Raw genomic sequence first — 19,579 nt, forward strand, 5'->3', positions numbered from 1 at the left:
AAATCTCCGGCGGCGGGTGCCGGGGAGCAAGCGCATGAAGGTCCTGATCGTGGGCGGCGGCATCGGCGGGCTGACCGCCGCGCTCGCGCTCCAGGCGCGGGGGGGCGCCGGGGCGGGGGGGGGGGGGGGGGGGGGGGGGGGGGGGGCGGCGGGGCGGGGCGGGTGCGCGCGGGCGCCGCACCCCGGGCATGCGCCGTCCCGGCGCGGCGCCACGGACGGTCCTCCGGTGGCACCGCGCATTTGGTGACGCGGCCCGCCCGGTCTATGGAAAGGCGCCGCGCCGGCCGACCTGCCGGCTGCCGGAGATCGCCGCGCCCAGCATGGATACATCCGCCGCCCAGACCTCGCCCAACGGCCAGCGCCCCGATCCGTCGCGGATCGAGCGGCTCTGCATCGAGCGTGGGCTGAAGATGACCGGTCAGCGCCGGCTGATTGCCCGCGTGCTGAGCGAGGCCGAGGATCACCCGGATGTCGAGGAACTCTATCGCCGGGCCAGCGCGCTGGATTCCCGCATCTCCGTCGCGACCGTCTACCGCACGGTCCGCCTGCTGGAGGAAAAGGGCATCCTCGAGCGGCGCGACTTCGGCGGCGGCCGGGCGCGCTTCGACCCCACCGATCGGGGCCATCACCATCATCTGATCGATGTGGACACCGGCAAGGTCATCGAGTTCGAGGATGCCGAGTTCGAGCGCCTGGCGCGCGCCATCGCCGAGCGCCTGGGCTTCGACCTGATCGGCCAGCGCCTGGAGCTGTTCGGCCGGCGCCCGGAGGATGCGCCGGCGGCGCGCCCCGCCCGGAAGGCCGGTCGGTGAGGCGGGAGGGGCGTGCGGCATGAGCGTTGACGGGCCCCTGCCCGACGATCCGACGCCGCTCGGCAGCGCCGAGGCCGAGGCGCCCTCCGGCCCCTTCGAGGAGCTGCGCGCCGGCAATCTCGGCCTGCGCCTTGCCGAAAGCGCGGCCGAGGTGGATGCCGCGCAGGCGCTGCGCTTCCGCGTCTTCTACGAGGAGATGGGCGCGCGCGCCGATGCCGCGGCCGCCGCGGCGCGGCGCGACGTGGACGAGTTCGACACGGTGGCCGACCACCTGGTCGTGCTCGACCACGACCTCGGCAACGGGCCGGAGGCGGTCGTCGGCACCTATCGCATGATCCGTCGCGAGGGCGCGCGGAAGCTCGGGCGCTTCTACTCCGAGAGCGAATACGACGTGTCGCTGCTGGCGAACTTCCCGGGCGAGGTGATGGAGCTCGGCCGGTCCTGCGTCGCGGCGCCCTATCGCACGCGCGGCACGCTGCAGCTTCTCTGGCGCGGCATCGCCGCCTTCGTCTTCCGCCACCGCATCGACCTGATGTTCGGCTGCGCCTCCCTGCCCGGCACCGATCTCGACGCACTGGCGCCGCAGCTCTCCTACCTGCACGCCAACCACCTGGCGCCGCCGGCGCTGCGCGCGCGCGCCCTGCCGCAGCGCTACGTGGCGATGGACCGGATGCCGCTCGGGCGGCTGGACATGAAGGCCGCGCTCGTCGCGCTGCCGCCGCTGATCAAGGGCTACCTCCGGCTCGGCGGCTTCGTGGGCGACGGCGCGGTGATCGACGCGCAGTTCAACACCACCGATGTCTGCATCGTCGTGAAGACGGACCTGATCACCGACAAGTATTTTCGGCACTACGAACGGACGGCGGGCGGCGCGAAGGAGGAGTAGCGCGTCAGCCCCCCTCCAGCAGCGAGCCATGCACCCAGCCCCAGGGCTCGCCCTCTCCCACCTGGTACCAGCCGCCGGGCGCTTCCTCGAACACGTCGAGGGTGGCGCCGCGGGGCACCACGCGTAGCACCTCGCCGCCCGGATGGGCGCGGAGATTGGCGGCGCTGCGCACGCTGACGGTGCCGCGTGCGGTCGGGGCGATGAGTGCATCGGACACCGGGGCGGTGGCCGCGACGGGAGCAGGCGCCGGGGCGGCCGGCGCCGTGGCGGCGGGCGGCGCGAAAGCCTGGCCGGGCTGCACCGAGGGAGCGGGCGGCAGCGGGCGCACGGTGGTGCGCGCATTGGGCGGGCCGCCGCCGTCGAAGCAGCGGTCCACCATCTCGTAGTACACGCGCGTCGCCTCCACCGAGGTGGCGGCGAGGTGGAACTCCACGCCGGCCGGGCGCTCGCCCTCGAAGGTCACGACGGAGACGAAGGGCAGGTAGGGCTCGCTGCGGCGGCTGCCGGGCAGCACCTGGCCGCATATGGCGAAGGTCTCGGCCATGGCCTGGCGGTGGCCCTGCACCGCGCGCAGCGTCAGCGCGCCCTCCTCGCGCAGACGGGCGCGCAGACGCTCCTCGGTGGCGCGCATCGCGGCTTCGGCGCGACCCTGCGTCTCGGCCGCCGGCGCTTCGGCGCGCGGCGTGGCGGGGGCGGGATCGTCGCATCCGACCAACAGGACCAGGGCGCCGGCGGCGGCCAATCTGTGCATGTCGCGGCCCTCCCCGGCGCAGCGCCCGGCCTTGCTGCCGGCAGCGACCAATCGGCCCGATGGCGGCACGAACAGCCAGGCGATGGCCGAGTTCGCATGACGGCCGCGACCATTGCAACAATGCCCCATACAAGATCCCGGCATTGCGATGCCCAAGCGGGGTGCCTGGACGCGCCGCTTTGGGGCATGCTCGGGCCGGACACGGGCAGCCTGGAGCGACGGTCATGGCGGCGGAGGCGCAGGCGTTGGACGCAGCGGCCGGCAACGATCGGGCGGAGACGGCGCCCGCCGGCATGACTTGGATCCCGGGCGGCACCTTCCGCATGGGCTCGAACGACCACTACCCGGAGGAGGCGCCGGTCCATCGCGCCGCGGTGGACGGCTTCTGGATCGACACGACGCCGGTGACCAACCGGCAATTCGCCGCCTTCGTCGCGGCCACCGGGCACGTGACCTTCGCCGAGACCGCGCCCGACCCGCGCGACTATCCGGGCGCGCTGCCGCACATGCTGTTCGCCGGCAGCCTGGTGTTCCGCAAGACCAAGGGCCCCGTGGACCTGACGCAATGGGGCCTGTGGTGGGAGTTGCGCCCCGGCGCCTGGTGGCGCGCGCCCTATGGCCCCGGCTCCTCGATCGAGGGGCTGGAGGACCATCCGGTGGTGCATGTCACCTATGGCGACGCGCTGGCCTATGCGCGATGGGCCGGCAAGGACCTGCCGACCGAGGCGGAGTGGGAATTCGCCGCCCGTGGCGGGCTGGACGGGGCACCCTTCGCCTGGGGCACCAACATGCGGCCCAAGGGCCGGATCATGGCCAATACCTGGCAGGGCGCCTTCCCCTACCGGAATACGCGGGAGGACGGGTGGGAGGCGACCAGCCCGGTCGGCAGCTTCCCCGCCAATGGCTACGGCCTGCTCGACATGATCGGGAATGTCTGGGAATGGACCCAGGATTTCTGGGCGCCGCGCCATGAGGCGGACAGCCCGAAATCCTGCTGCATCCCGATGAACCCGCGGCGCGTGGACGACGCGGCCAGCTACGATCCGGCGCAGCCCGAGATCCGCATCCCCCGCCGCGTGCTGAAGGGCGGCAGCTTCCTCTGCGCGCCGAATCATTGCCGCCGCTACCGGCCCGCGGCGCGGCATGCCGAGGCGGTGGACACCTCCACCTGCCATGTCGGCTTCCGCTGCGTGGTGCGCCCGGCGGGCCTCCCGCCGGGCGCGGCGTGACAGGACCCTGTCGCCAAACCTTACAGCGGCGTGAAGCCGGTCGGGATAGCGGCAATATTTCAATGTCCTGGCTTTTGGCCCGCGGCTTGCTACGCCTCCGGCAAGCGCGGATTGCCGCGATGCCCTCCGCCCTGGCGGAGATCGGAGACTGACCTTGCTGAACCGGAAGACCGCGACCGTCGCGATCGCCTTGACAGCCCTGGCGGCCCTGGCCAGCCCCGTCCAGGCCGGCAGGATCAGCCATGACACCACCGACATCATCCTGGCCCAGGCGGCGCCGGCCGCCGATGCGGTCGCCGAGACGATCGCCGAGGCGGACCGGGTCGAGCTGGTCGCCGCCTCCCCCCAGATGGGCGAGATGAGCAACCGGAATTCGGTCGCCGTGGCGGCCCCGGCACCGGCGGCGCTCGCGGTGTTCGGGATCGGTCTGCTGGGCCTGGCCGCGGCCCGCCATCTTCGGCGGCGCTGATCGCCGGCGAGCGGGCTCCCGCCGCCCCCGGCGCCATGCCCGCGCGGCGGCATACGCCCCGCCGGGCCTTCCGGCTCAGTGGTGCTTCCAGACCACTTCCTGCAGCGCGGGCTCGGTCGGGTCGCAAGGCAGCCACTGGCCATTGGCCACGCTTCGCCCGGTCATGGACAGGATGAAGCCCCAATGGCTCACGACGACCGTGTGCGCCCAATCCTCCAGCACCGCCATCTCGCCCCGGAAGCGCGCGGCACGGGCCAGGACCTGGTCCGCCGGCTCCTCCTGCAGCGGCCACCAGACCTCCTCCAGGTGGTCGAGCGTCAGCTCCGGCCAGGCGCCGCGCAGCGCCGTGGCGGGGCTGCCGATGTCGCAGGTGAAGGCGTAGCGCTCCCGCACGATCGGGTTGACGGTCACCGGCAGCCTGAGCCGGCGCGCCCGCGGCGCGGCGGTCTGCAGCGCGCGGGTGTAGGGCGAGGCGATGATGCGCCGGATCTCCTGCGTGCCGGCCAGCGCCTCCGCCGCGGCTTCCGCCTGCTCGTGCCCGAGCGCGGTCAGCTTCGGATCCTTGATGCCAGGATCGCGGCGGGTGGCGGTGAAGTGCAGGTTGAACTCGCTCTGGCCGTGACGCAGCAGGATCATCGCGCTGTCCCGAAGGTTCGGCGACCGGTATAGCGGTCGGAGCTGGCCCGCGCGACGGGGAGCGTGGGGCGGGCCGGCACGGCGGAAAAATCTTGCCGTTGCGAGGCGGGCCCGCGAGCCCTAAGTGATGGGCAAGTGAGGAGAAATCCATGTCCGGCGGTTTCCCGGTCGACCTGATCCTGTTCGCGATGGTCGCGGCCTTCCTGGTGCTGCGCCTGCGCAGCGTGCTCGGCCGCCGCACCGGCTTCGAACGCCCGCGGCGCGAGGGGCCGCATCCCTACGATCCGCAGTCTGCGCGCACCGCGCCGGCGGCCGATGCCCTGCCGGAGCTGCCCTCGCCGCAGATCCAGCCGGACGGCACCCGCCGCATCGTGCCCGATCCGCGCAGCCCCGTCGGGCAGGCGCTGATGCGCATCCGCGCCGTGGACCCCTCCTTCGACCCCGAAGGCTTCCTGCACGGCGCCGAGGGCGCCTTCCGCATGGTGGTGGACGCCTTCGCCCGCGGCGACCGGGACACGCTGCGCATGCTTCTTTCGGACGACACCTTCGGCGGCTTCGAGGGCGAGATCTCCCGCCGCGAGGCGGCGGGCGAAAGCCAGCGCAGCGAGGTCCGCGCCATGCAGGAGACGAAGGTCGAAGCGGCCGACCTGCGGGGCACGATCGCCGATGTGACGGTCCGCTTCGTGTCCGACCAGGTGAACCTGACCACCGCGAAGGACGGCGGCGTGGTGGCCGGTGCCGAGGCGGTGACCGAGCTCGTGGACATCTGGACCTTCCAGCGCGACCTGCGCAGCCAGGACCCGACCTGGAAGCTGGTGGCGACGCAGTCGGCCTGAGCGCCACAAGGAAAGGTCCCCCCTCACCCAACCCTCTCCCCCCTCGGGGGGAGAGGGCTTTTGGGACTTTGGCGGTCGCGGGCTTGCTGGCGGTGCTGGCGGGATGCGCGCCAGGGGGGTTTCCGCGGGAGGCGGTCTTCGCGGATCTGCCGGGCTGGGGCGCGGACCGGCACGCCGAGGTTCTGCCGGCACTGCGCCAAAGCTGCGCAGCCATCGCGCGCATGCCGCCGGAGCGAAGCCTGGGTGGCGAAGGCGCGACGGCACGCAGCGCCGACAGCCTCAAGCCGGCCTGCGCGGCGCTCCAGAACCTCCCGCCCGGCGACGCCGCGGCGCGCGCCTTCCTCGAGACGCATTTCCGGCCCGTGGCGCTCGGGGAGGGCACGCTGACCGGCTATTTCGAGCCGGAACTGCGCGGCAGCCCGACCCGAAGCCCCCGCCACGCCACGCCGCTGCTGGCGCGCCCGCCCGAGCTGGTGGAGGCCGATCTCGGCACGCATCTGCCCGAGCTGCGCGGCCGGCGCATCGCGGGCGTCGTGCGGGAAGGCCGGCTGCAGCCCTTCCACGACCGCGCGGCCATCGCAGGCGGTGCCCTGGCCGGGCGCGGGCTGGAACTCGCCTGGGTGGACGACCCGGCCGACGCCTTCTTCCTGCAGATCCAGGGGTCCGGCCGCGTCCGCTTCGCCGATGGCCGCGTGCTGCGGCTCGGCTATGCCGGCTGGAACGGATTCGCGTACGTTGCCATCGGCCGCTTCCTGGTCGAGCAGGGCGCGCTGACGCGCGAGACGGTCTCGATGCAGTCCATCCGCGGCTGGATGCGGGAAGCCGGGCCGGAGGCCGCCGCGGCGCTGATGGCGCGCAACCCGAGCTATGTCTTCTTCCGGGTGCTGGACCTGCCGCCGGAGCAGGGGCCGGTGGGAACCCTCGGCGTGCCGCTGACGCCGATGCGCTCGGTGGCCGTGGACCGCACCAAGGTGCCGCTGGGCCTGCCGCTGTGGATCGCCGGGCGCGACCCGGTCACCGACACGCCGCTGCGCCGCCGCACGGTGGCGCAGGACACCGGCGGCGCGATCCGCGGCCGGGCGCGGGCGGACCTCTTCACCGGCTGGGGCGAGGAGGCCGCCGAGCGCGCGGGGCGGATGCGCGACCCGGCGGCCATGTGGGTGCTGCTGCCGCGGTGAGATCTCTGACTTCACCCAATATCATGGCTTGAGCACAGAACTGAAAACATTCCCACACGTGCAATACTTTGCGTCGATTGAATTGAGTCCGAATCGGAATGGATTCGGCCAGCGGCCCCATCACCAGGAAAAAGGGGAGTCAGACTCACCTTTCACACCACATCTTGTGGCATAAATGCCCCACCAGCCCTATAAATATGTGGATGGGAAGACATGCCATTGATGACCCGAGATAGTTCAGCTACTTAGAGGGGGCATTACCAAAAGCGAAAGGCCGGGGCTGCCACCCCGGCCTTTCGTGACCACCGCATGCCAGAAGCGGCTGGCGGATGGGCGTCTGCACGCACCTCAGTCTATCTGAGGATCAGGGGCTTTGGTCAAGGCCGCTTCGCTTGAACGTCAGCACGAGTGCGTGCGACGTCGTTGGAGAAGTGTGCCTTGAGCACAACCGCAGCAACGTTCGTCTGGTCCGGCCTTTCAGGCGCGACCTATACCTACTGGGTGTATCCCCTGGGCACGTCGTTCAGGGCGGAGCCAGGGAACTACTGCTTCGCGAAATACCTGGGCCAGGGTCGGTGGGAACCGCTCTACTTTGGGCAAACGGGGAATCTGAGCGAGCGGTTCGACTTCCATCACAAAGTGGCGTGCGCCAAACGCAATGGTGCTACCCACATCCACGCGCACCTCAACAGCAGTGGCGAACAGGCACGGCTGCGCGAAGAGGCCGATCTGGTCGACCGCTACAGACCAGTCTGCAACGGCTGATCCAACGCTAGGCGCCCTCGTTCTGAGGGCGCCTAGCTTTCAGCACGACGCTCACCCCCCGCTGCGCACCAGCCGAACCAGCGCCGCCACATGCTCGGGCGGCGTGATCTTCTCGATGCCGTGGCCGAGGTTGAAGACGAAGGGGCGGCCGCGCATCGCCGCCAGGATCTGCCGCGCCTCGGCCTCCAGCGCCGCGCCGCCGGCGACCAGCGCCAGCGGGTCGAGATTGCCCTGCAGCGCAATATTGGCCGGCACGGCGGAGGCGGCGAAGCGCGGATCCATCGCGGTGTCCATCGCCACCGTGTCCACGCCCGTCCGCTGCACATATTCGCCGATCAGCGGCCCGGCCAGGCGGGGGAAGCCCACCACCGGCACGCTCGGATGCAGGCGCTTGACGTTGCGCACGATGGTCGCCGTCGGCTCGATCACCCAGCGCCGGAACTGGCTCGGAGGCAACATGCCGGCCCAGCTGTCGAACAGCATGACCGCCTCGGCGCCGGCCTCGATCTGCCCGAGAAGGTAGTCCGTTGTTGCCTCCACGAGCGTGCGGATCAGCCGGCCGAACAGGGCGGGATCGGCGAAGGCCATGCCGCGTGCGGTGTGGAAGTCGCGGCTGCCATGCCCCTCCACCATGTAGGCCGCCACCGTCCAGGGGCTGCCGGCGAAGCCGATCAGCGCGGTCTTCGCATGCTGCTCCGCCAGCGCGGCACGGGTCAGGCGCACCGTCTCGAAGATCGGGGCGGCGCGCTCGCGGACCTTGTCGAGCTCGAGCCCGCCGATGCCGGCGGCGTCGCGCAGCGGCTCCAGCACCGGCCCTTCGCCCTCGGCGAAGCGGAGCGGCTGGCCGAGCGCCCAGGGCACCATGAGGATGTCGGAGAACAGGATCGCGCCATCCATGCCGTAGCGGCGGATCGGCTGGATCGTGACCTCCGAGGCGAGGTCGGGCGTGGTGCAGAGGGCGATGAAGCCGCCGGCCTTCTCCCGCACCGCGCGGTATTCGGGCAGGTAGCGGCCTGCCTGGCGCATCAGCCACATCGGCGGCGGCCAGACCGGCTCGCCCGACAGCGCGCGCAGCAATGGCCTGCGCGGCTCCGCCATGGCGCCAGCCGCCACCCCTGCCTCATTGCCTGCCGACAAGCCTGCCTCCCGGAACAACGGCGCCCATCATCCTAAAAGACTCTGAATCCTTGAAGTGGGTGGAGTGCTGTTGGGCCTGTGGTCATCGGGGATGGGTGCTTTGCCCGGACGATCCACAGGCCTGTCCACGCAAGCTACGCGGTGCAACGCATTGCCGCCGCATCGGAATCCGGCTTGCCCACGAAAGCGTGAGCGGCAGCGGGAAAGTCATCCCTGCGTCGCGCGGAGGGGCGGGTTTCCCACCCCTTTCGCGACCCTGCCCTTGACCCGGGCGGGTTTTCCCCGCCATCCCCGCGATCCGCGGAGCGCCCCGGGAGCCCCTCCATGCCGCATCGCACGATCAACCTGCACCTCGTCTCCGACAGCACCGGCGAGACGCTGAACTCGGTGGCACGTGCCACGCTCTCGCGCTTCGACGAGCCGCATGTGATCCATCACCGCTGGTCGCTGATCCGTTCCCGCCTGCAGCTCGACCGCGTGCTGGACGGCATCGAGGCGGAGCCGGGGCCGGTGCTGTTCACCGTGGCCGACCGCAGCCTGCGCCACGCGCTGGAGGAGCATTGCGCGCGCCTCGGCGTGGCATGCCTCTCCGTGCTGGATCCGATCATGGAGCTGTTGCAGACCGAGCTCGGCGAGCCGGCGCGGGAGAAGCGGGCGGCGCAGCATGTGATGGACGCCGACTATTTTCGGCGGATCGACGCAATGCACTACGTGCTGGCGCATGACGACGGGCAGGGCGTGGCCGGCATCCATGAGGCGGATGTGTGCCTGGTGGGCGTCTCCCGCAGCAGCAAGACGCCGACCTGCTTCTACCTGGCGAATCGCGGCATCAAGGCGGCCAACGTCCCCATCGTGCCGGGCGCGACCATGCCGTCCGAGCTGAACGAGGCGCCCTGCCCGGTGGTCGGGCTGCATATCGAGGCCGGCGCCCTGATCGAGATCCGGCGCCACCGGCTGCGGCTGATCGGCGCCGGCGGCGTGCGCAGCGACGCCAATGACTATGTGGACCATGAGGCGGTGAAGGCGGAGATCCAGGCGGCGCGCCGGCTCTGCACCCAGCATGGCTGGCCGGTGATCGACGTGACGCGCCGCTCGATCGAGGAGACGGCCGCGACGGTGCTGCAGCTGATGGAGGCATGGCACGAGCGGCGGCGCCAGCCGGCCGTGCCGCACGCTCCCGAAGACCCCGCCGCCGGCGTGCTCGGCGGGTGATGGACTTGCATCGCCCTCAGGCGCCGGGCGCCGCCTCCGGCGGCTTGGCTCGCCGGACGACCGGCGGGCCGCCGTCGCGGCCTCGGCGGCCTGCGGCCGCCGCCTGCGCGTGTCTGGGCCGGATGGGATGACGTTCCAGGCTGCCGATCCGGTGCTGGTGCTGGCCTCGCAGAGCGCCACGCGCCGCACCTTGCTGGAGCGCGCCGGGCTGCGCTTCGAGGCGTTGCCGGCCGCGGTGGACGAGGCGGCGCTGAAGGAAAGCGCCCAGGCCGAGGGCATCCCGGCCGAGGACGCCGCGATCATGCTGGCCGAGGCGAAGGCCGAGCGCATCGCCCGCCGCGTCCCCGACGCGCTGGTGATCGGCTGCGACCAGCTGCTCACCTGCCGGATGGAGGACGGCAAGGAGCGCTGGTTCGACAAGCCGACGGACCTGGCCGCGGCGCGGGCGCAGCTGCTGGCGCTGCGCGGCAGGACACACCGGCTGGTGACGGCGACCGTCGCCTGGCGGGGTGGGGCGCGCATCTGGCAGGACGTCTCGGTGCCGCGGCTGACGATGCGCAGCTTTTCCGAGGGCTTCCTCGACGCCTATCTCGCGGCCGAGGGCGAGGGGCTCTGCGCCAGCGTCGGCGCCTATCGGCTGGAGGCGATGGGCGTGCACCTGTTCAGCCGGGTGGAGGGCGAGCACAGCGCTATCCTTGGCCTGCCGATGCTGCCCCTGCTGGGCTTCCTGCGCGGGCATGGCGTGCTGCGCGGATAGCGCGCCACGCCCTGGCTGTCGTTGCCGAGGGCGTTGTCGAGGCGGAGCCAAGCCGGCATGGCGCGGGCGCGGTCTGCCGAGCTGTGGAAGGACATGACCTGGCGGAGCGGGCGCGCCCCGGCGGCGCGGGTATCATGTCCAGCCGATGCCGGCGCGCTTCATCAGCCGCATCACATGCGCCAGCCAGGCAAGCTGCACCGCCAGCGCCGGCAGGCCGGCCAGCGCCTTCCAGGGCGAGGGGATCACGAGGAAGGCGACGACCATCAGCGCGTTGAACGCCGCGAAGCCCCAATGCACCGCCGCCACCTGCCGCACGCCCATGCCGGAGCGTTGCGCGAGCTGGTAGAGATGCGTCCGGTGGCCTTCCGTCAGCCGCGCACCCATCAGCGCGCGGCGCGCCAGGGTGAAGGCGGCGTCGAACAGCAGCCCGAACATCAGCAGCGGCACGATCACGAAGGAGAGCTGCTGGGAATCGAAGCGCGCCGCCGCGACGCCGAGCACCGCCATCATGAAGCCGGCGAACTGGCTGCCGACATCGCCCATGAAGATGCGCGCGGGATGCAGGTTGAAGGGCAGGAAGCCGGCGAAGCCCGCGGCCAGGAACAGCGCCGCGGCATAGACGAAGGCTCCCCCCTGCCAGGCGGCGATGGCGCACAGCGCGACCGAGACGACCAGCAGCGTGCCGCCGACCAGCCCGTCCAGCCCGTCCATGAAGTTCACCGCATTGGTGCAGCCGACGATCCAGACCAGCGTGACCAGCGGCGCCATCCAGCCGAGCTGCAGGATGCCGCCCCAGGGCATCGCGAGCTGCGTGACGACCAGCCCCATCGCGACCGCGACGAGCGCCGCCGCGCATTGCGCCAGCAGCCGGAACCGCGCCGAGAGGTCGCGCATGTCGTCGGCCAGCGCGACGCCGGCGATCGCCAGCGCCGCGGCGATCACGCCGAGGAAGGGGCGCTCCGCGATGCGGGCGAAGTCGGCGACGAGATACAGCACCAGCATCCCCGCCACGAAGGCCAGCACCACGCCCACCCCGCCGCCGCGCGGCGTCGGACGGGTATGGGCGCTGCGCGCATTCGGATGGTCGAGGATCGGGAAGGCGATCATCAGCCGCACCGCCGCGGCCGAGAGCAGCGCAAGGACGACCGCGAAGACCAGATGCTCGGCGAGGGCGTAGATCTGCATCAGCGGACCAGCCGCGCCGGCTCCAGGCTGGCATAGACGTCGCCGGAATTCGCCTCGTGCGGCAAGGCGGCGATCCAGGCGGCCATCGCTCCGGCATCCAGCGGCGCGGCATGGGCGAACTGCATTCCCTCGCCGAGGCAGGCATTGAAGGCGCGGTAGCCCAGCGCCTGCAGCCGATCGAGGCAAAGCGCCGCGACGTCGCGCTGGATGGTGGTGAACTCGAAGGAGAGGCTGCGCGGCGCGACGGTGAGGCCCGCCAGCGCCACCGCCTCGTAGCCCTCGACATCGATCTTCACGAAGTCGGGCCGGCCATGCGCCGCCGCGAGCGCATCCAGCGTGGTGACGGGCAGGCGGAGCTCCGTGTCCCACACCTGGCCTTCCCAGCCCGCCGCGCCCTCGGCCGCCGCGACGAACGCCTCCGACGCCGTGGCGACCGTGGGGTTCGCGGTGTTGATGCGCAGCACCGCCTCGCCGGGCGCGGCGCCGACCAGCGCGGCCACGCGGACCACGCCGGGATCACGAAAGAAAAGCAGGCGCAGCAGGCGGGCGAGGCGCGGCTGCGGCTCCACCGCGACGGCGCGCGCGCCGAGCCGCCGGAAGCTGGCCGTGCGGTCGCCGACATGCGCGCCGACATCGAAGCCGAGCTCACCGGCACCCAGGAAGCGCGCATGGAACGCATCCAGCGCCGCCGCGCGACCCGGCGTGTAGTAGGTACGGAGCGACTTGCGGATCGCGGCGGCGGTGGTCATGCGAAGATGACGGCCGCCCCGCCGGCCTGTTCGGGCGGCACCATCACGCCCTCCGGCGCGTCGCGCAGCTTCAGGTCGGCGAGCAGGGCGCGTGCGCTTGCAGCCTTGTCGCTCGTGCGGATGACGAAGCCCGCCATGAAGGGCAGCGCCGGCGCCGTCACGCCGGGCAGGGCGCGGTCCAGCGCCTCGGGCGGCAGCACCCGGATGCGCGTCTCCATCGCTGGGCTGTCGGGCCCCGCGGCGCGCGGCGCGCCGGGCAGGCGCAGGCGAAAGCCGGCGAGGGGATCGGGCTCGGCCGGCACGCCCGCCAGCCGCGCAAGCCGCGCCATCGTCTCCGCTGGCTCCGCGCTGACCAGGATGGCGCTTTCCAGCGCCTCGGCGCCGTTGCGGTGGCCCATCCAGCGCGCGTCCCAGACCAGTTCGGGCGTCAGGTGCTGCACCAGCTGCACCCGGCCTTCCGGCGCGTCCGGGAAGGGCAGGCGGGCGAAGCGCGCCGTCGGGCCACCCGGCTCCACCGGCCGTTGCAGCCAGGCGATGCCGGGGATCGCCAGTCCGCCCGCGCGCAGCCGCGCGAGGTTGCCTTCGGCGTCGTCCATCGCCAGCGCCAGGATATGCGCGCCGGTGTAGCGCGCGACGAAGCGGTCCACGCCATTGGCGAACAGCGCATCGTCCATGATGCCGAGCAGCTCGACATAGCCGTGGCGGAGGAAGGCGCAGCGGTTCACCGTGCCGAAGGGCTCGACCTCGCTGTCCGGCGTGCGCCGCCCGGATTGCTGCGCGACGGGCGACAGCGCGAAGCCGAGCCGTTCCCACGCTGCCCAGAGCGGCGCCGGGTCGCGCGCGCAGAGGCCGACGTGATCGAGCGCGGTGGCCGTGATCATGCCGGGTTCTCGTATTTCTCGAGCAGCCATTCCTTCGGCTCGGCCGCCGCCTCGCGGTACCAGCGATCCACCAGCGGATGCGCGCGCACCGCCTGGCAATAGGCCTGCGTCACCTCGGACAGCGCCGGCTGCCAGGTCAGAAAGCGGGTCACCACCGGTGCATACATCGCATCCGCCAGGGTGAAGGCGGCGCCGAACAGGAAGGGGCCGCCATGCGCCGCCAGCGCCTCGGCCCAGATCGCCTCCACCCGCGCGATGTCGGCGAGGCATTCGGGTGTGCGGCCCTTGCCGGGGAAGGTGCGGCCGAGATTCATCGGCATCGCGATGCGCAGCGCGCGGAAGCCGGCATGCATCTCCGCGGCGATGCTGCGGGCATGGGCGCGCGCGGCGCGGTCGGCCGGCCACAACGCGGGCGCGGCCTCGGCGCAATACTCCGCGATGGCGATGCTCTCCCACATCCGCGCGCCGCGATGTTCCAGATAGGGCACCAGGCCGTTGGGCGAGATCGCCTTGATCGCCGCCGTGGCGCCACCGGCCAGCGGCACCACCACCTCCTCCACATCGAGCCCGGCCATGTGCACCATCAGCCAGCCGCGCAGGCTCCAGGAGGAGTAGCGCTTGGTCCCGATCACCAGCCTGCCATCGGCCATTTCAGCAATGCCTCCCTCAAGTCGTCGCCCGCTGCGAGACTGTCGATTGGCACGCCGCTGCGCGGTCTGGCTAGCCGGTGATCAGAACGCCTTGCGAATCGCGCACCGCGCAACCAGACTCAAGGCATGGCTCGTGGAAAGGTGGTATCGGGCTGGGCTGTGTCGGCACTTCTTGCCGTGGCGGCTGCTGCGATAGAGTGGGGCTTGCCAGCGCTTGGAATAGACGCGCCAAGATGGATTGGACTAGCTCTCGGGGCAGTAGCGGGTTCTCTGTCGTTGTGGCTCACACTCTACATATCTCGTGCGAAGACCGCGCCGGAGCTTACGGCGTCAAGCACGGCGACATCCGTTGTCTCATTCAATCAGTCAGGCGGAATCACCGCAGGCACTGTGAAAATCGGAGCCGACCATGACACAAAATGAGCGCCCGATGGTTGCATCCTATTTTCAGAGTGGAGGTATAACCGCTGGCAGCGTGTCCATAGAAAAGGTGTTTTTAGGCACTCCAGACCGAGTGCTTGACTCAGCGGCAAAAGAAAAACTTCTTCAGATGGTGCCGCGCAGCCGTGAAATTCTGATCGCGCATTCATCAGGCGATCTCGAAGGCTTCAACTATGCCAAGCAGATTTTCGAATTTTTGGTCGCCAGCGGATATAACGTCTCCCGCGACGGCTTCCTCCAACCACTTGGGGGTGAGCCCTTCCGGGGGGTTCAAATTGATGTGCCGCCAGGATCGGAGCGAGCCTGCGTTCATGTGCGTTCGCGTTAGGTCGTAGCGACAGATGCGCTAGCGCCGCGGATTGCCGACGCCGATTCCGGATCCTGCCTTCCGGCCACGCCCGGCGGGGTCTATGGGGCTGTGCCATGGCCGCCACGGCTCGCGACCGCATCCTGACGAATCTGGGCCTCGACGCGGCGCTCGCCGCGCTCGCCGTGCCGGGCGCCGTGTGGCTCGCGGCGCCGGGGGCCTGGCCGCCCGCCGCCTGGTGGCTGCTCGGCCTGCCGGGCGGCGCCGCGGCGTTGCTGCTGGCGGGCTGGCCCATCGGGCTGTCGCGGCAATACTGGCGCTTCGCCTCCCTGCCCGACCTGCTGACCATCGCGGGCTCCGCGGCGCTGGGCGCGGCGCTGTTCTGGGGTCTGCTGCACGCGACCGGCGCCTGGCGGCCGCCCAACCTCGCCTTCCCGGCCATTCACGCGCTGTTGCTCGGCGCGCTGCTCGGCGCGCCCCGCGTCGCGGCCCGGCTGCGCCATGCCGGGCGGACCGTGCCGCTCAACGGATCGCCGGTGCAGAGCGTGCTGCTGGTGGGCGCGGGGGACGGCACCGACCTCTATATCCGCGCCCTCGGCCAGGAGCGCGGGACGGCCTATCGCGTGATGGGCATCCTCTCGCTCCGCTCGCGCCAGATGGGGCGGCGCATCCAGGGGGTGGAGGTGCTCGGCACCGCCGAGGACGCCGCCGCCATCCTCGACATGCTGCGCGACGAGGGCCGCCTGCCCGCGGTGGTCGCCATCGCCACCACCCAGCTGCAGGGGCAGGAGCTGCAGCGGCTGCTGGATGCCTGCGACCGGCATGGCGTGCCGGTTAAGCGCCTGCCGAGCCTGACCTCGCTCCGCCCCGCCGCCCGCCGCCCCGGAGAGCGGGCGGAGCCGGAGGCGCCGGTCGCGCTTCGTCCCATCGAGATCGAGGACCTGCTGGACCGCCCGCAGGTGCCGCTCGACCGCGAGGGCATGGCCCGGCTGATCCAGGGAAGGCGCGTCCTGGTGACGGGCGCCGGCGGCACCATCGGCGGCGAGCTGGCGCGGCAGGTCGCGGCGCTCGGCCCGGCCCACCTGACGCTGCTCGATCACGGCGAATACGTGCTCTACGAGATCGACCTCGAATTGCGGGAGCGCCACCCGGAGGTGCCGCGCACCGCCGTGCTGGCCGATGTGCGCGACGAGGCGCGCATCCGCCGCCTCTGCGCCGAGATCCGGCCGGAGCTGGTGTTCCACGCCGCCGCGCTGAAGCATGTGCCGATGGTGGAGAACGACCCGCTGGAGGGCCTGCTGACCAACGCGCTCGGCACCCGCGTGGTGGCGGATGCGGCGCGGGAAGCGGGCTGCGGGCTGATGGTGTTCATCTCCACCGACAAGGCGGTGAACCCGACCAGCGTCATGGGGGCGAGCAAGCGGCTGGCGGAGATGTATTGCCAGGCGCGGGATAGGGAAGCCCGCGCCGCCAGCGGCGGCGAGGCACGGGCGCATGGGGGCATGCGCCTCGTCACCGTGCGCTTCGGCAACGTGCTGGGCTCCACCGGCTCGGTCGTCCCGCTGTTCCGCCGCCAGCTGGAGCGCGGCGGGCCGCTGACCGTCACCCACCCCGATATGAGCCGCTACTTCATGACGGTGCGGGAGGCCGTGGGGCTGGTGCTGCAGGCCGCGGTCGTCGGCGCCACCGATCCCGCGGACGCACCGAAGGAACTGCGCGACGGCGGCATCTTCGTGCTCGACATGGGCGATCCGGTGAAGATCGTGGACCTCGCCCGCCGCATGATCCGCCTGGCGGGCCTGCGCCCGGAGGAGGATGTCGAGATCCGCTTCACCGGCCTGCGCCCCGGCGAGAAGCTGTTCGAGGAGCTGTTCCACGGCCAGGAGCCGCCGCGGGCGACCAGCTTCCCGGGCCTGCTCGTGGCGGTGCCGCGCACCACCGACGCGGCCGAGATGGCCGCGGCCATCGACCGCATCGCCGCGCTGGCGACGGCGGGTGAGCGGGACGCGGCCCTGGCTGAGCTCGGCCGCCTGGTCCCGGAATTCAGCCTGACGCCGGGCTGACCCGGCGCCGACTGCGTCTATTGCGCCGGCGGCGCGGCCGGGCGGCCGGAGCGGGCCGCGTTGTAGCCCTCGAGATAGGTGTTCCGCTGCTGCTGGAGGTGGTGGTTGTAGAGCGCGCCGCCGGCTAGGCCGACGCCGGCGCCGATCAGCGCGCCAACCCCCGCCTGCGCCGTCAGCGACCCGATCGCGAGGCCGCCCAGCGCGCCGGCGGCGGCGCCGATGGCCAGCCGCTCCTCCTGCGGGGTGATGGTGACGGGCTGGAGGTTGCCGCCCGAGCAGGCCGAGAGGCCGAGAAGCCCGACGACGGGCAGAATCATGAGGCGTCGCATGGTCCGGCTTCCTCTCAGCGGCGGTTGCGGGCCGGGGTGGCGGCTGGCGGGCAGGGCCAGGTGGCGGCGGCGAAGCGGATCAGCCCATCCACCGCGCTCTCCTGCGCGAATTGCGGGTTGGCGCGGCCCCAGGCGACGAAGGCGGCCTGGAATTCCTGATGCGTCGGCCCGGGATTCGGCATGCAGAAGGCCGGCTGCTGGCCGGCGACGCGCGCAACGGCCTGGTGATGCTGCCCGGCGCCGATGATGAAGCCGCGGCAGAAGGCGGTGGCCGGCGCCTCCGACATGGCGGGCGCCGCGCCGCAGAGCTCGACCAGCGTGGCGGTGTTCAGCGGTTGCGTGGGCGCGGTCTGCGCCAGCGCCGGACCCACGGCGCAGGCGAGCGCCAGGGCGGCCGGAAGCCATCGCGTCATGGGCCTTATCCCTCCTCCGGCCGGGCGTGCTGCCCGGCTTGCCGGAGAGGCTAGACGGCGAATTCGCGCCGATCCAAGGCTCGACGAGGATTTTCGCTATCCGAATCGCGCAGTCCGGGCCGCGTCACAGCCCCGCATCGGCCGGCACGATCACCCGCCCCTCGGCATCCAGGCGAACCGGCACGGCTTCCAGGCTCTCGCCGTAGCAGGGGCCGGAGAAGCACTCGCCATCCTCGATGCGGAAGCGGGCGCCGTGCGCGGAGCAGACGATGTGCTGCTTCTTCGCGTCCAGGAAGCGGTCCGGGGCGGGGTCCAGCGGCAGGCCGACATGGGGGCAGGAGTTCACGTAGACGAAGACCCGCGCGCCCCGGCGGATCGCGAACAGGCCGGTGAAGCCCCCCGGCGCCGCCGGGAAGCCGCGGCTCTGGCCGTCGGGGATCTCGTCCAGCCGGCAGAGCACGCGCTCGGTGGCGGAGACCTCGCTCATCCCTTCAGGCCGCCCATCTTGCAGAGCTTCTTCCAGTGCTCCGCGCTGACCGGCATCACCGAAAGCCGCGACTGGCGCACCAGGGCGAGGTCGGCGAAGGCGGGGTCCGCCTTGATCGCGGCCAGCGTCACCGGCTTCGGCATGGGTCCCACCGCCTTCACATCCACGCAGACCCACTCGCCCTTGGGGTCGTCCGGCCCGACCGTGGGGTCGGGATAGGCCTCCCGCACCACCTCCACCACGCCGACGATCTCCTTGCCGATGTTGGAGTGGTAGAAGAAGGCGCGGTCGCCCTTCTTCATGGCCTGCAGGTTGGCCTTGGCCATGTGGTTGCGCACGCCGGTCCAGGGCTCGACCCCGTTGGCGACCTGCTGGTTCCAGGAGAAGGCATCGGGCTCGGACTTCACGAGCCAGTGGCTGCGGCCCCGCGCCATCTCAGGCACGATCCTTTCCTGCGGCGCGGCGGAGACGCATGGTGGCGACAGGCTCCCGGGCTTCGTCCCGGACAGGCTCGTAACGCGCGACGGCTGTGGCTTCAATCCGCCGCGAGTACCCCCTAGGTTAGCGCGGTGGACGCCAGCCCTTCCGCACCGACCCGGCCAACCGGGCCTCGCCCCATCGCACCCGCCGAGCGTGGGCGGTCGCTGCATCGCTTCGCCAATCCGGGCCGTTTCCTGCGCCTGACCGATGCCTGGATGCCCTGGCTCTGGGCGCTGGCGATCGGCGTGACGGCGGCCGGCGCGTACTGGGCGCTCGTCGTCTCGCCGACCGACTGGCAGCAGGGCGAGACCGTGCGGATCATGTATGTGCATGTGCCGATGGCCTGGCTGGCCATGGGCGGCTACACGGGCCTGGCCATCCTCTCGATCATGTCGCTGATCTGGCGGCATCCGCTGGCCGACCTGACGGCGCGGGAGCTGTCGCCGGTCGGCGCCGCGGCGACGGCGCTGTGCCTGGCCACCGGCAGCCTCTGGGGCAAGCCGATGTGGGGCACCTGGTGGGTGTGGGATGCGCGGCTGACCTCGGTGCTGGTGCTTTTCTTCCTCTGGCTCGGCCATGCGGCGCTGGTGCGGGCGTTCGACGACGCCGAGCGGGGCGCGCGCGCGGGTGCGATCCTCGCGCTGGTCGGGATCGTGAACATCCCGATCGTGAAGTTCTCGGTGGATTGGTGGAACACGCTGCACCAGCCCGCGAGCGTCACGCGCCTGGATGCGCCGGGGATGCATGTGGACATGCTCTATCCGCTGCTGACCTGCGCGCTGGGCTTCTCGTTCCTCTTCGCCGTGGTGGTGCTGGCGCGCACGCGCGCGGCGGTGATGGAGCGGCGGGTGGGCGCGCGGGGGGTGGGGCGCCCCCCCCCCCGGGGCCCCCGGGCCAGGGGTACCCAAGGGGGGCAGTTGCGCCGG

Annotated in this window: 24 protein-coding genes; 13 read left to right on the forward strand and 11 right to left on the reverse strand. The window is 71.8% G+C overall.

Annotated elements, in window-relative coordinates:
* From AC1MIR_RS10020 to AC1MIR_RS10030, 3 genes are all read left to right on the forward strand, one after another.
* Positions 1-247: hypothetical protein (locus tag AC1MIR_RS10020; protein WP_480028024.1), on the forward strand; the 247-nt coding region annotated here is incomplete at its 5' end.
* 73 nt (positions 248-320) lie between these two features.
* On the forward strand, positions 321-812 hold the full coding sequence (locus tag AC1MIR_RS10025; protein ID WP_480028025.1) for a Fur family transcriptional regulator: 492 nt from the start codon (positions 321-323) through the stop codon (positions 810-812).
* A 19-nt stretch (positions 813-831) separates the two neighbouring features.
* Positions 832-1,698, forward strand: coding sequence for a GNAT family N-acetyltransferase (locus tag AC1MIR_RS10030; RefSeq protein WP_480028026.1), 867 nt, complete (start codon positions 832-834; stop codon positions 1,696-1,698).
* A 4-nt stretch (positions 1,699-1,702) separates the two neighbouring features.
* On the opposite strand, the gene AC1MIR_RS10035 is transcribed toward AC1MIR_RS10030, so the two are convergent.
* On the reverse strand, positions 1,703-2,449 hold the full coding sequence (locus AC1MIR_RS10035; protein WP_480028027.1) for an SH3 domain-containing protein: 747 nt from the start codon (positions 2,447-2,449) through the stop codon (positions 1,703-1,705).
* 293 nt (positions 2,450-2,742) lie between these two features.
* Between AC1MIR_RS10035 and AC1MIR_RS10040 the strand changes: the two genes are divergently transcribed.
* Both AC1MIR_RS10040 and AC1MIR_RS10045 read left to right on the forward strand, forming a co-directional pair.
* The gene (locus tag AC1MIR_RS10040) at positions 2,743-3,678 is read left to right on the forward strand and encodes a formylglycine-generating enzyme family protein (RefSeq protein ID WP_480028028.1); all 936 of its coding nucleotides are present in this window, start codon (positions 2,743-2,745) and stop codon (positions 3,676-3,678) included.
* A 154-nt stretch (positions 3,679-3,832) separates the two neighbouring features.
* Positions 3,833-4,147, forward strand: coding sequence for a hypothetical protein (locus AC1MIR_RS10045; protein WP_480028029.1), 315 nt, complete (start codon positions 3,833-3,835; stop codon positions 4,145-4,147).
* Between the two features lie 75 nt (positions 4,148-4,222).
* On the opposite strand, the gene AC1MIR_RS10050 is transcribed toward AC1MIR_RS10045, so the two are convergent.
* Positions 4,223-4,783 (reverse strand): histidine phosphatase family protein, encoded by a 561-nt coding sequence (locus AC1MIR_RS10050; protein WP_480028030.1) that lies wholly within the window; start codon positions 4,781-4,783, stop codon positions 4,223-4,225.
* Positions 4,784-4,932: 149 nt separating this feature from the next.
* Here AC1MIR_RS10050 and AC1MIR_RS10055 point away from each other — a divergent pair, with 149 nt between their 5' ends.
* From AC1MIR_RS10055 to AC1MIR_RS10065, 3 genes are all read left to right on the forward strand, one after another.
* Entirely contained in the window at positions 4,933-5,619 is a 687-nt protein-coding gene (locus AC1MIR_RS10055; protein ID WP_480028031.1) for a Tim44/TimA family putative adaptor protein, read from the forward strand.
* A 221-nt stretch (positions 5,620-5,840) separates the two neighbouring features.
* The gene (mltA, locus tag AC1MIR_RS10060) at positions 5,841-6,797 is read left to right on the forward strand and encodes a murein transglycosylase A (RefSeq protein ID WP_480028032.1); all 957 of its coding nucleotides are present in this window, start codon (positions 5,841-5,843) and stop codon (positions 6,795-6,797) included.
* Between the two features lie 438 nt (positions 6,798-7,235).
* Positions 7,236-7,562 (forward strand): hypothetical protein, encoded by a 327-nt coding sequence (locus AC1MIR_RS10065; RefSeq protein WP_480028033.1) that lies wholly within the window; start codon positions 7,236-7,238, stop codon positions 7,560-7,562.
* A gap of 51 nt (positions 7,563-7,613) precedes the next feature.
* Here the strand turns inward: AC1MIR_RS10065 and hemE are convergent, their stop codons facing one another.
* Entirely contained in the window at positions 7,614-8,660 is a 1,047-nt protein-coding gene (hemE, locus tag AC1MIR_RS10070) for a uroporphyrinogen decarboxylase (protein WP_480028738.1), read from the reverse strand.
* A 363-nt stretch (positions 8,661-9,023) separates the two neighbouring features.
* On the opposite strand from hemE, the gene AC1MIR_RS10075 reads away from it, so the two are divergent.
* Both AC1MIR_RS10075 and AC1MIR_RS10080 read left to right on the forward strand, forming a co-directional pair.
* A complete protein-coding gene (locus AC1MIR_RS10075) occupies positions 9,024-9,911 on the forward strand; it encodes a pyruvate, water dikinase regulatory protein (protein ID WP_480028034.1) in 888 nt (295 codons plus the stop codon).
* A gap of 127 nt (positions 9,912-10,038) precedes the next feature.
* Positions 10,039-10,668 carry a Maf family protein gene (locus AC1MIR_RS10080; RefSeq protein ID WP_480028035.1) on the forward strand — a complete coding sequence of 210 codons (630 nt, stop codon included), beginning with the start codon at positions 10,039-10,041 and terminating at the stop codon, positions 10,666-10,668.
* A gap of 132 nt (positions 10,669-10,800) precedes the next feature.
* Here the strand turns inward: AC1MIR_RS10080 and AC1MIR_RS10085 are convergent, their stop codons facing one another.
* From AC1MIR_RS10085 to AC1MIR_RS10100, 4 genes are read right to left on the reverse strand one after another with little or no spacing between them, the layout of a single operon-like run.
* Positions 10,801-11,853, reverse strand: a complete 1,053-nt coding sequence (locus AC1MIR_RS10085) for a glycosyltransferase family 4 protein (protein ID WP_480028036.1) — start codon at positions 11,851-11,853, stop codon at positions 10,801-10,803.
* On the reverse strand, positions 11,853-12,602 hold the full coding sequence (locus tag AC1MIR_RS10090; RefSeq protein WP_480028037.1) for an FkbM family methyltransferase: 750 nt from the start codon (positions 12,600-12,602) through the stop codon (positions 11,853-11,855). The genes AC1MIR_RS10085 and AC1MIR_RS10090 overlap by 1 nt, the downstream gene beginning before the upstream one ends.
* Complete coding sequence (locus AC1MIR_RS10095) at positions 12,599-13,483, reverse strand: VOC family protein (RefSeq protein ID WP_480028038.1); 885 nt, start codon at positions 13,481-13,483, stop codon at positions 12,599-12,601. Before AC1MIR_RS10095 ends, AC1MIR_RS10090 begins: the two co-directional genes overlap by 4 nt.
* The gene (locus AC1MIR_RS10100; RefSeq protein ID WP_480028039.1) at positions 13,480-14,133 is read right to left on the reverse strand and encodes a glutathione S-transferase family protein; all 654 of its coding nucleotides are present in this window, start codon (positions 14,131-14,133) and stop codon (positions 13,480-13,482) included. Before AC1MIR_RS10100 ends, AC1MIR_RS10095 begins: the two co-directional genes overlap by 4 nt.
* Before the next feature lie 409 nt (positions 14,134-14,542).
* On the opposite strand from AC1MIR_RS10100, the gene AC1MIR_RS10105 reads away from it, so the two are divergent.
* The gene (locus tag AC1MIR_RS10105) at positions 14,543-14,902 is read left to right on the forward strand and encodes a hypothetical protein (RefSeq protein ID WP_480028040.1); all 360 of its coding nucleotides are present in this window, start codon (positions 14,543-14,545) and stop codon (positions 14,900-14,902) included.
* A gap of 95 nt (positions 14,903-14,997) precedes the next feature.
* Complete coding sequence (locus AC1MIR_RS10110; RefSeq protein WP_480028041.1) at positions 14,998-16,944, forward strand: polysaccharide biosynthesis protein; 1,947 nt, start codon at positions 14,998-15,000, stop codon at positions 16,942-16,944.
* 17 nt (positions 16,945-16,961) lie between these two features.
* Here AC1MIR_RS10110 and AC1MIR_RS10115 read toward each other — a convergent pair whose 3' ends face one another.
* The 4 genes from AC1MIR_RS10115 to AC1MIR_RS10130 form a co-directional block, all read right to left on the reverse strand.
* Positions 16,962-17,273: a glycine zipper domain-containing protein gene (locus AC1MIR_RS10115; RefSeq protein ID WP_480028042.1), complete on the reverse strand. Its 312-nt coding sequence runs from the start codon at positions 17,271-17,273 to the stop codon at positions 16,962-16,964.
* Positions 17,274-17,287: 14 nt separating this feature from the next.
* A complete protein-coding gene (locus tag AC1MIR_RS10120; RefSeq protein WP_480028043.1) occupies positions 17,288-17,686 on the reverse strand; it encodes a Rap1a/Tai family immunity protein in 399 nt (132 codons plus the stop codon).
* 124 nt (positions 17,687-17,810) lie between these two features.
* Entirely contained in the window at positions 17,811-18,173 is a 363-nt protein-coding gene (locus AC1MIR_RS10125) for a Rieske (2Fe-2S) protein (protein WP_480028044.1), read from the reverse strand.
* The gene (locus tag AC1MIR_RS10130) at positions 18,170-18,607 is read right to left on the reverse strand and encodes an EVE domain-containing protein (protein WP_480028045.1); all 438 of its coding nucleotides are present in this window, start codon (positions 18,605-18,607) and stop codon (positions 18,170-18,172) included. Before AC1MIR_RS10130 ends, AC1MIR_RS10125 begins: the two co-directional genes overlap by 4 nt.
* Before the next feature lie 261 nt (positions 18,608-18,868).
* On the opposite strand from AC1MIR_RS10130, the gene AC1MIR_RS10135 reads away from it, so the two are divergent.
* A partial coding sequence (locus tag AC1MIR_RS10135) for a heme ABC transporter permease (protein ID WP_480028046.1) occupies positions 18,869-19,579 on the forward strand: 711 nt, incomplete at its 3' end.

It is taken from the genome of Falsiroseomonas sp. RANM36, assembly GCF_056682175.1.

Excerpts from the sequence above, each read along its gene's own strand:
- AC1MIR_RS10130 (WP_480028045.1), bottom strand. The coding sequence starts at position 18,607 with ATGGCGCGGGGCCGCAGCCACTGGCTCGTGAAGTCCGAGCCCGATGCC.
- AC1MIR_RS10085 (WP_480028036.1), bottom strand. The coding sequence starts at position 11,853 with ATGCAGATCTACGCCCTCGCCGAGCATCTGGTCTTCGCGGTCGTCCTT.
- AC1MIR_RS10025 (WP_480028025.1), top strand. The coding sequence starts at position 321 with ATGGATACATCCGCCGCCCAGACCTCGCCCAACGGCCAGCGCCCCGAT.
- AC1MIR_RS10095 (WP_480028038.1), bottom strand. The coding sequence starts at position 13,483 with ATGATCACGGCCACCGCGCTCGATCACGTCGGCCTCTGCGCGCGCGAC.
- mltA (WP_480028032.1), top strand. The coding sequence starts at position 5,841 with ATGCCGCCGGAGCGAAGCCTGGGTGGCGAAGGCGCGACGGCACGCAGC.
- AC1MIR_RS10110 (WP_480028041.1), top strand. The coding sequence starts at position 14,998 with ATGGCCGCCACGGCTCGCGACCGCATCCTGACGAATCTGGGCCTCGAC.
- AC1MIR_RS10125 (WP_480028044.1), bottom strand. The coding sequence starts at position 18,173 with ATGAGCGAGGTCTCCGCCACCGAGCGCGTGCTCTGCCGGCTGGACGAG.
- AC1MIR_RS10075 (WP_480028034.1), top strand. The coding sequence starts at position 9,024 with ATGCCGCATCGCACGATCAACCTGCACCTCGTCTCCGACAGCACCGGC.
- AC1MIR_RS10115 (WP_480028042.1), bottom strand. The coding sequence starts at position 17,273 with ATGCGACGCCTCATGATTCTGCCCGTCGTCGGGCTTCTCGGCCTCTCG.
- AC1MIR_RS10035 (WP_480028027.1), bottom strand. The coding sequence starts at position 2,449 with ATGCACAGATTGGCCGCCGCCGGCGCCCTGGTCCTGTTGGTCGGATGC.
- AC1MIR_RS10120 (WP_480028043.1), bottom strand. The coding sequence starts at position 17,686 with ATGACGCGATGGCTTCCGGCCGCCCTGGCGCTCGCCTGCGCCGTGGGT.
- AC1MIR_RS10080 (WP_480028035.1), top strand. The coding sequence starts at position 10,039 with ATGACGTTCCAGGCTGCCGATCCGGTGCTGGTGCTGGCCTCGCAGAGC.
- AC1MIR_RS10055 (WP_480028031.1), top strand. The coding sequence starts at position 4,933 with ATGTCCGGCGGTTTCCCGGTCGACCTGATCCTGTTCGCGATGGTCGCG.
- AC1MIR_RS10030 (WP_480028026.1), top strand. The coding sequence starts at position 832 with ATGAGCGTTGACGGGCCCCTGCCCGACGATCCGACGCCGCTCGGCAGC.
- AC1MIR_RS10100 (WP_480028039.1), bottom strand. The coding sequence starts at position 14,133 with ATGGCCGATGGCAGGCTGGTGATCGGGACCAAGCGCTACTCCTCCTGG.
- AC1MIR_RS10090 (WP_480028037.1), bottom strand. The coding sequence starts at position 12,602 with ATGACCACCGCCGCCGCGATCCGCAAGTCGCTCCGTACCTACTACACG.
- AC1MIR_RS10050 (WP_480028030.1), bottom strand. The coding sequence starts at position 4,783 with ATGATCCTGCTGCGTCACGGCCAGAGCGAGTTCAACCTGCACTTCACC.
- AC1MIR_RS10105 (WP_480028040.1), top strand. The coding sequence starts at position 14,543 with ATGACACAAAATGAGCGCCCGATGGTTGCATCCTATTTTCAGAGTGGA.
- hemE (WP_480028738.1), bottom strand. The coding sequence starts at position 8,660 with ATGGCGGAGCCGCGCAGGCCATTGCTGCGCGCGCTGTCGGGCGAGCCG.
- AC1MIR_RS10040 (WP_480028028.1), top strand. The coding sequence starts at position 2,743 with ATGACTTGGATCCCGGGCGGCACCTTCCGCATGGGCTCGAACGACCAC.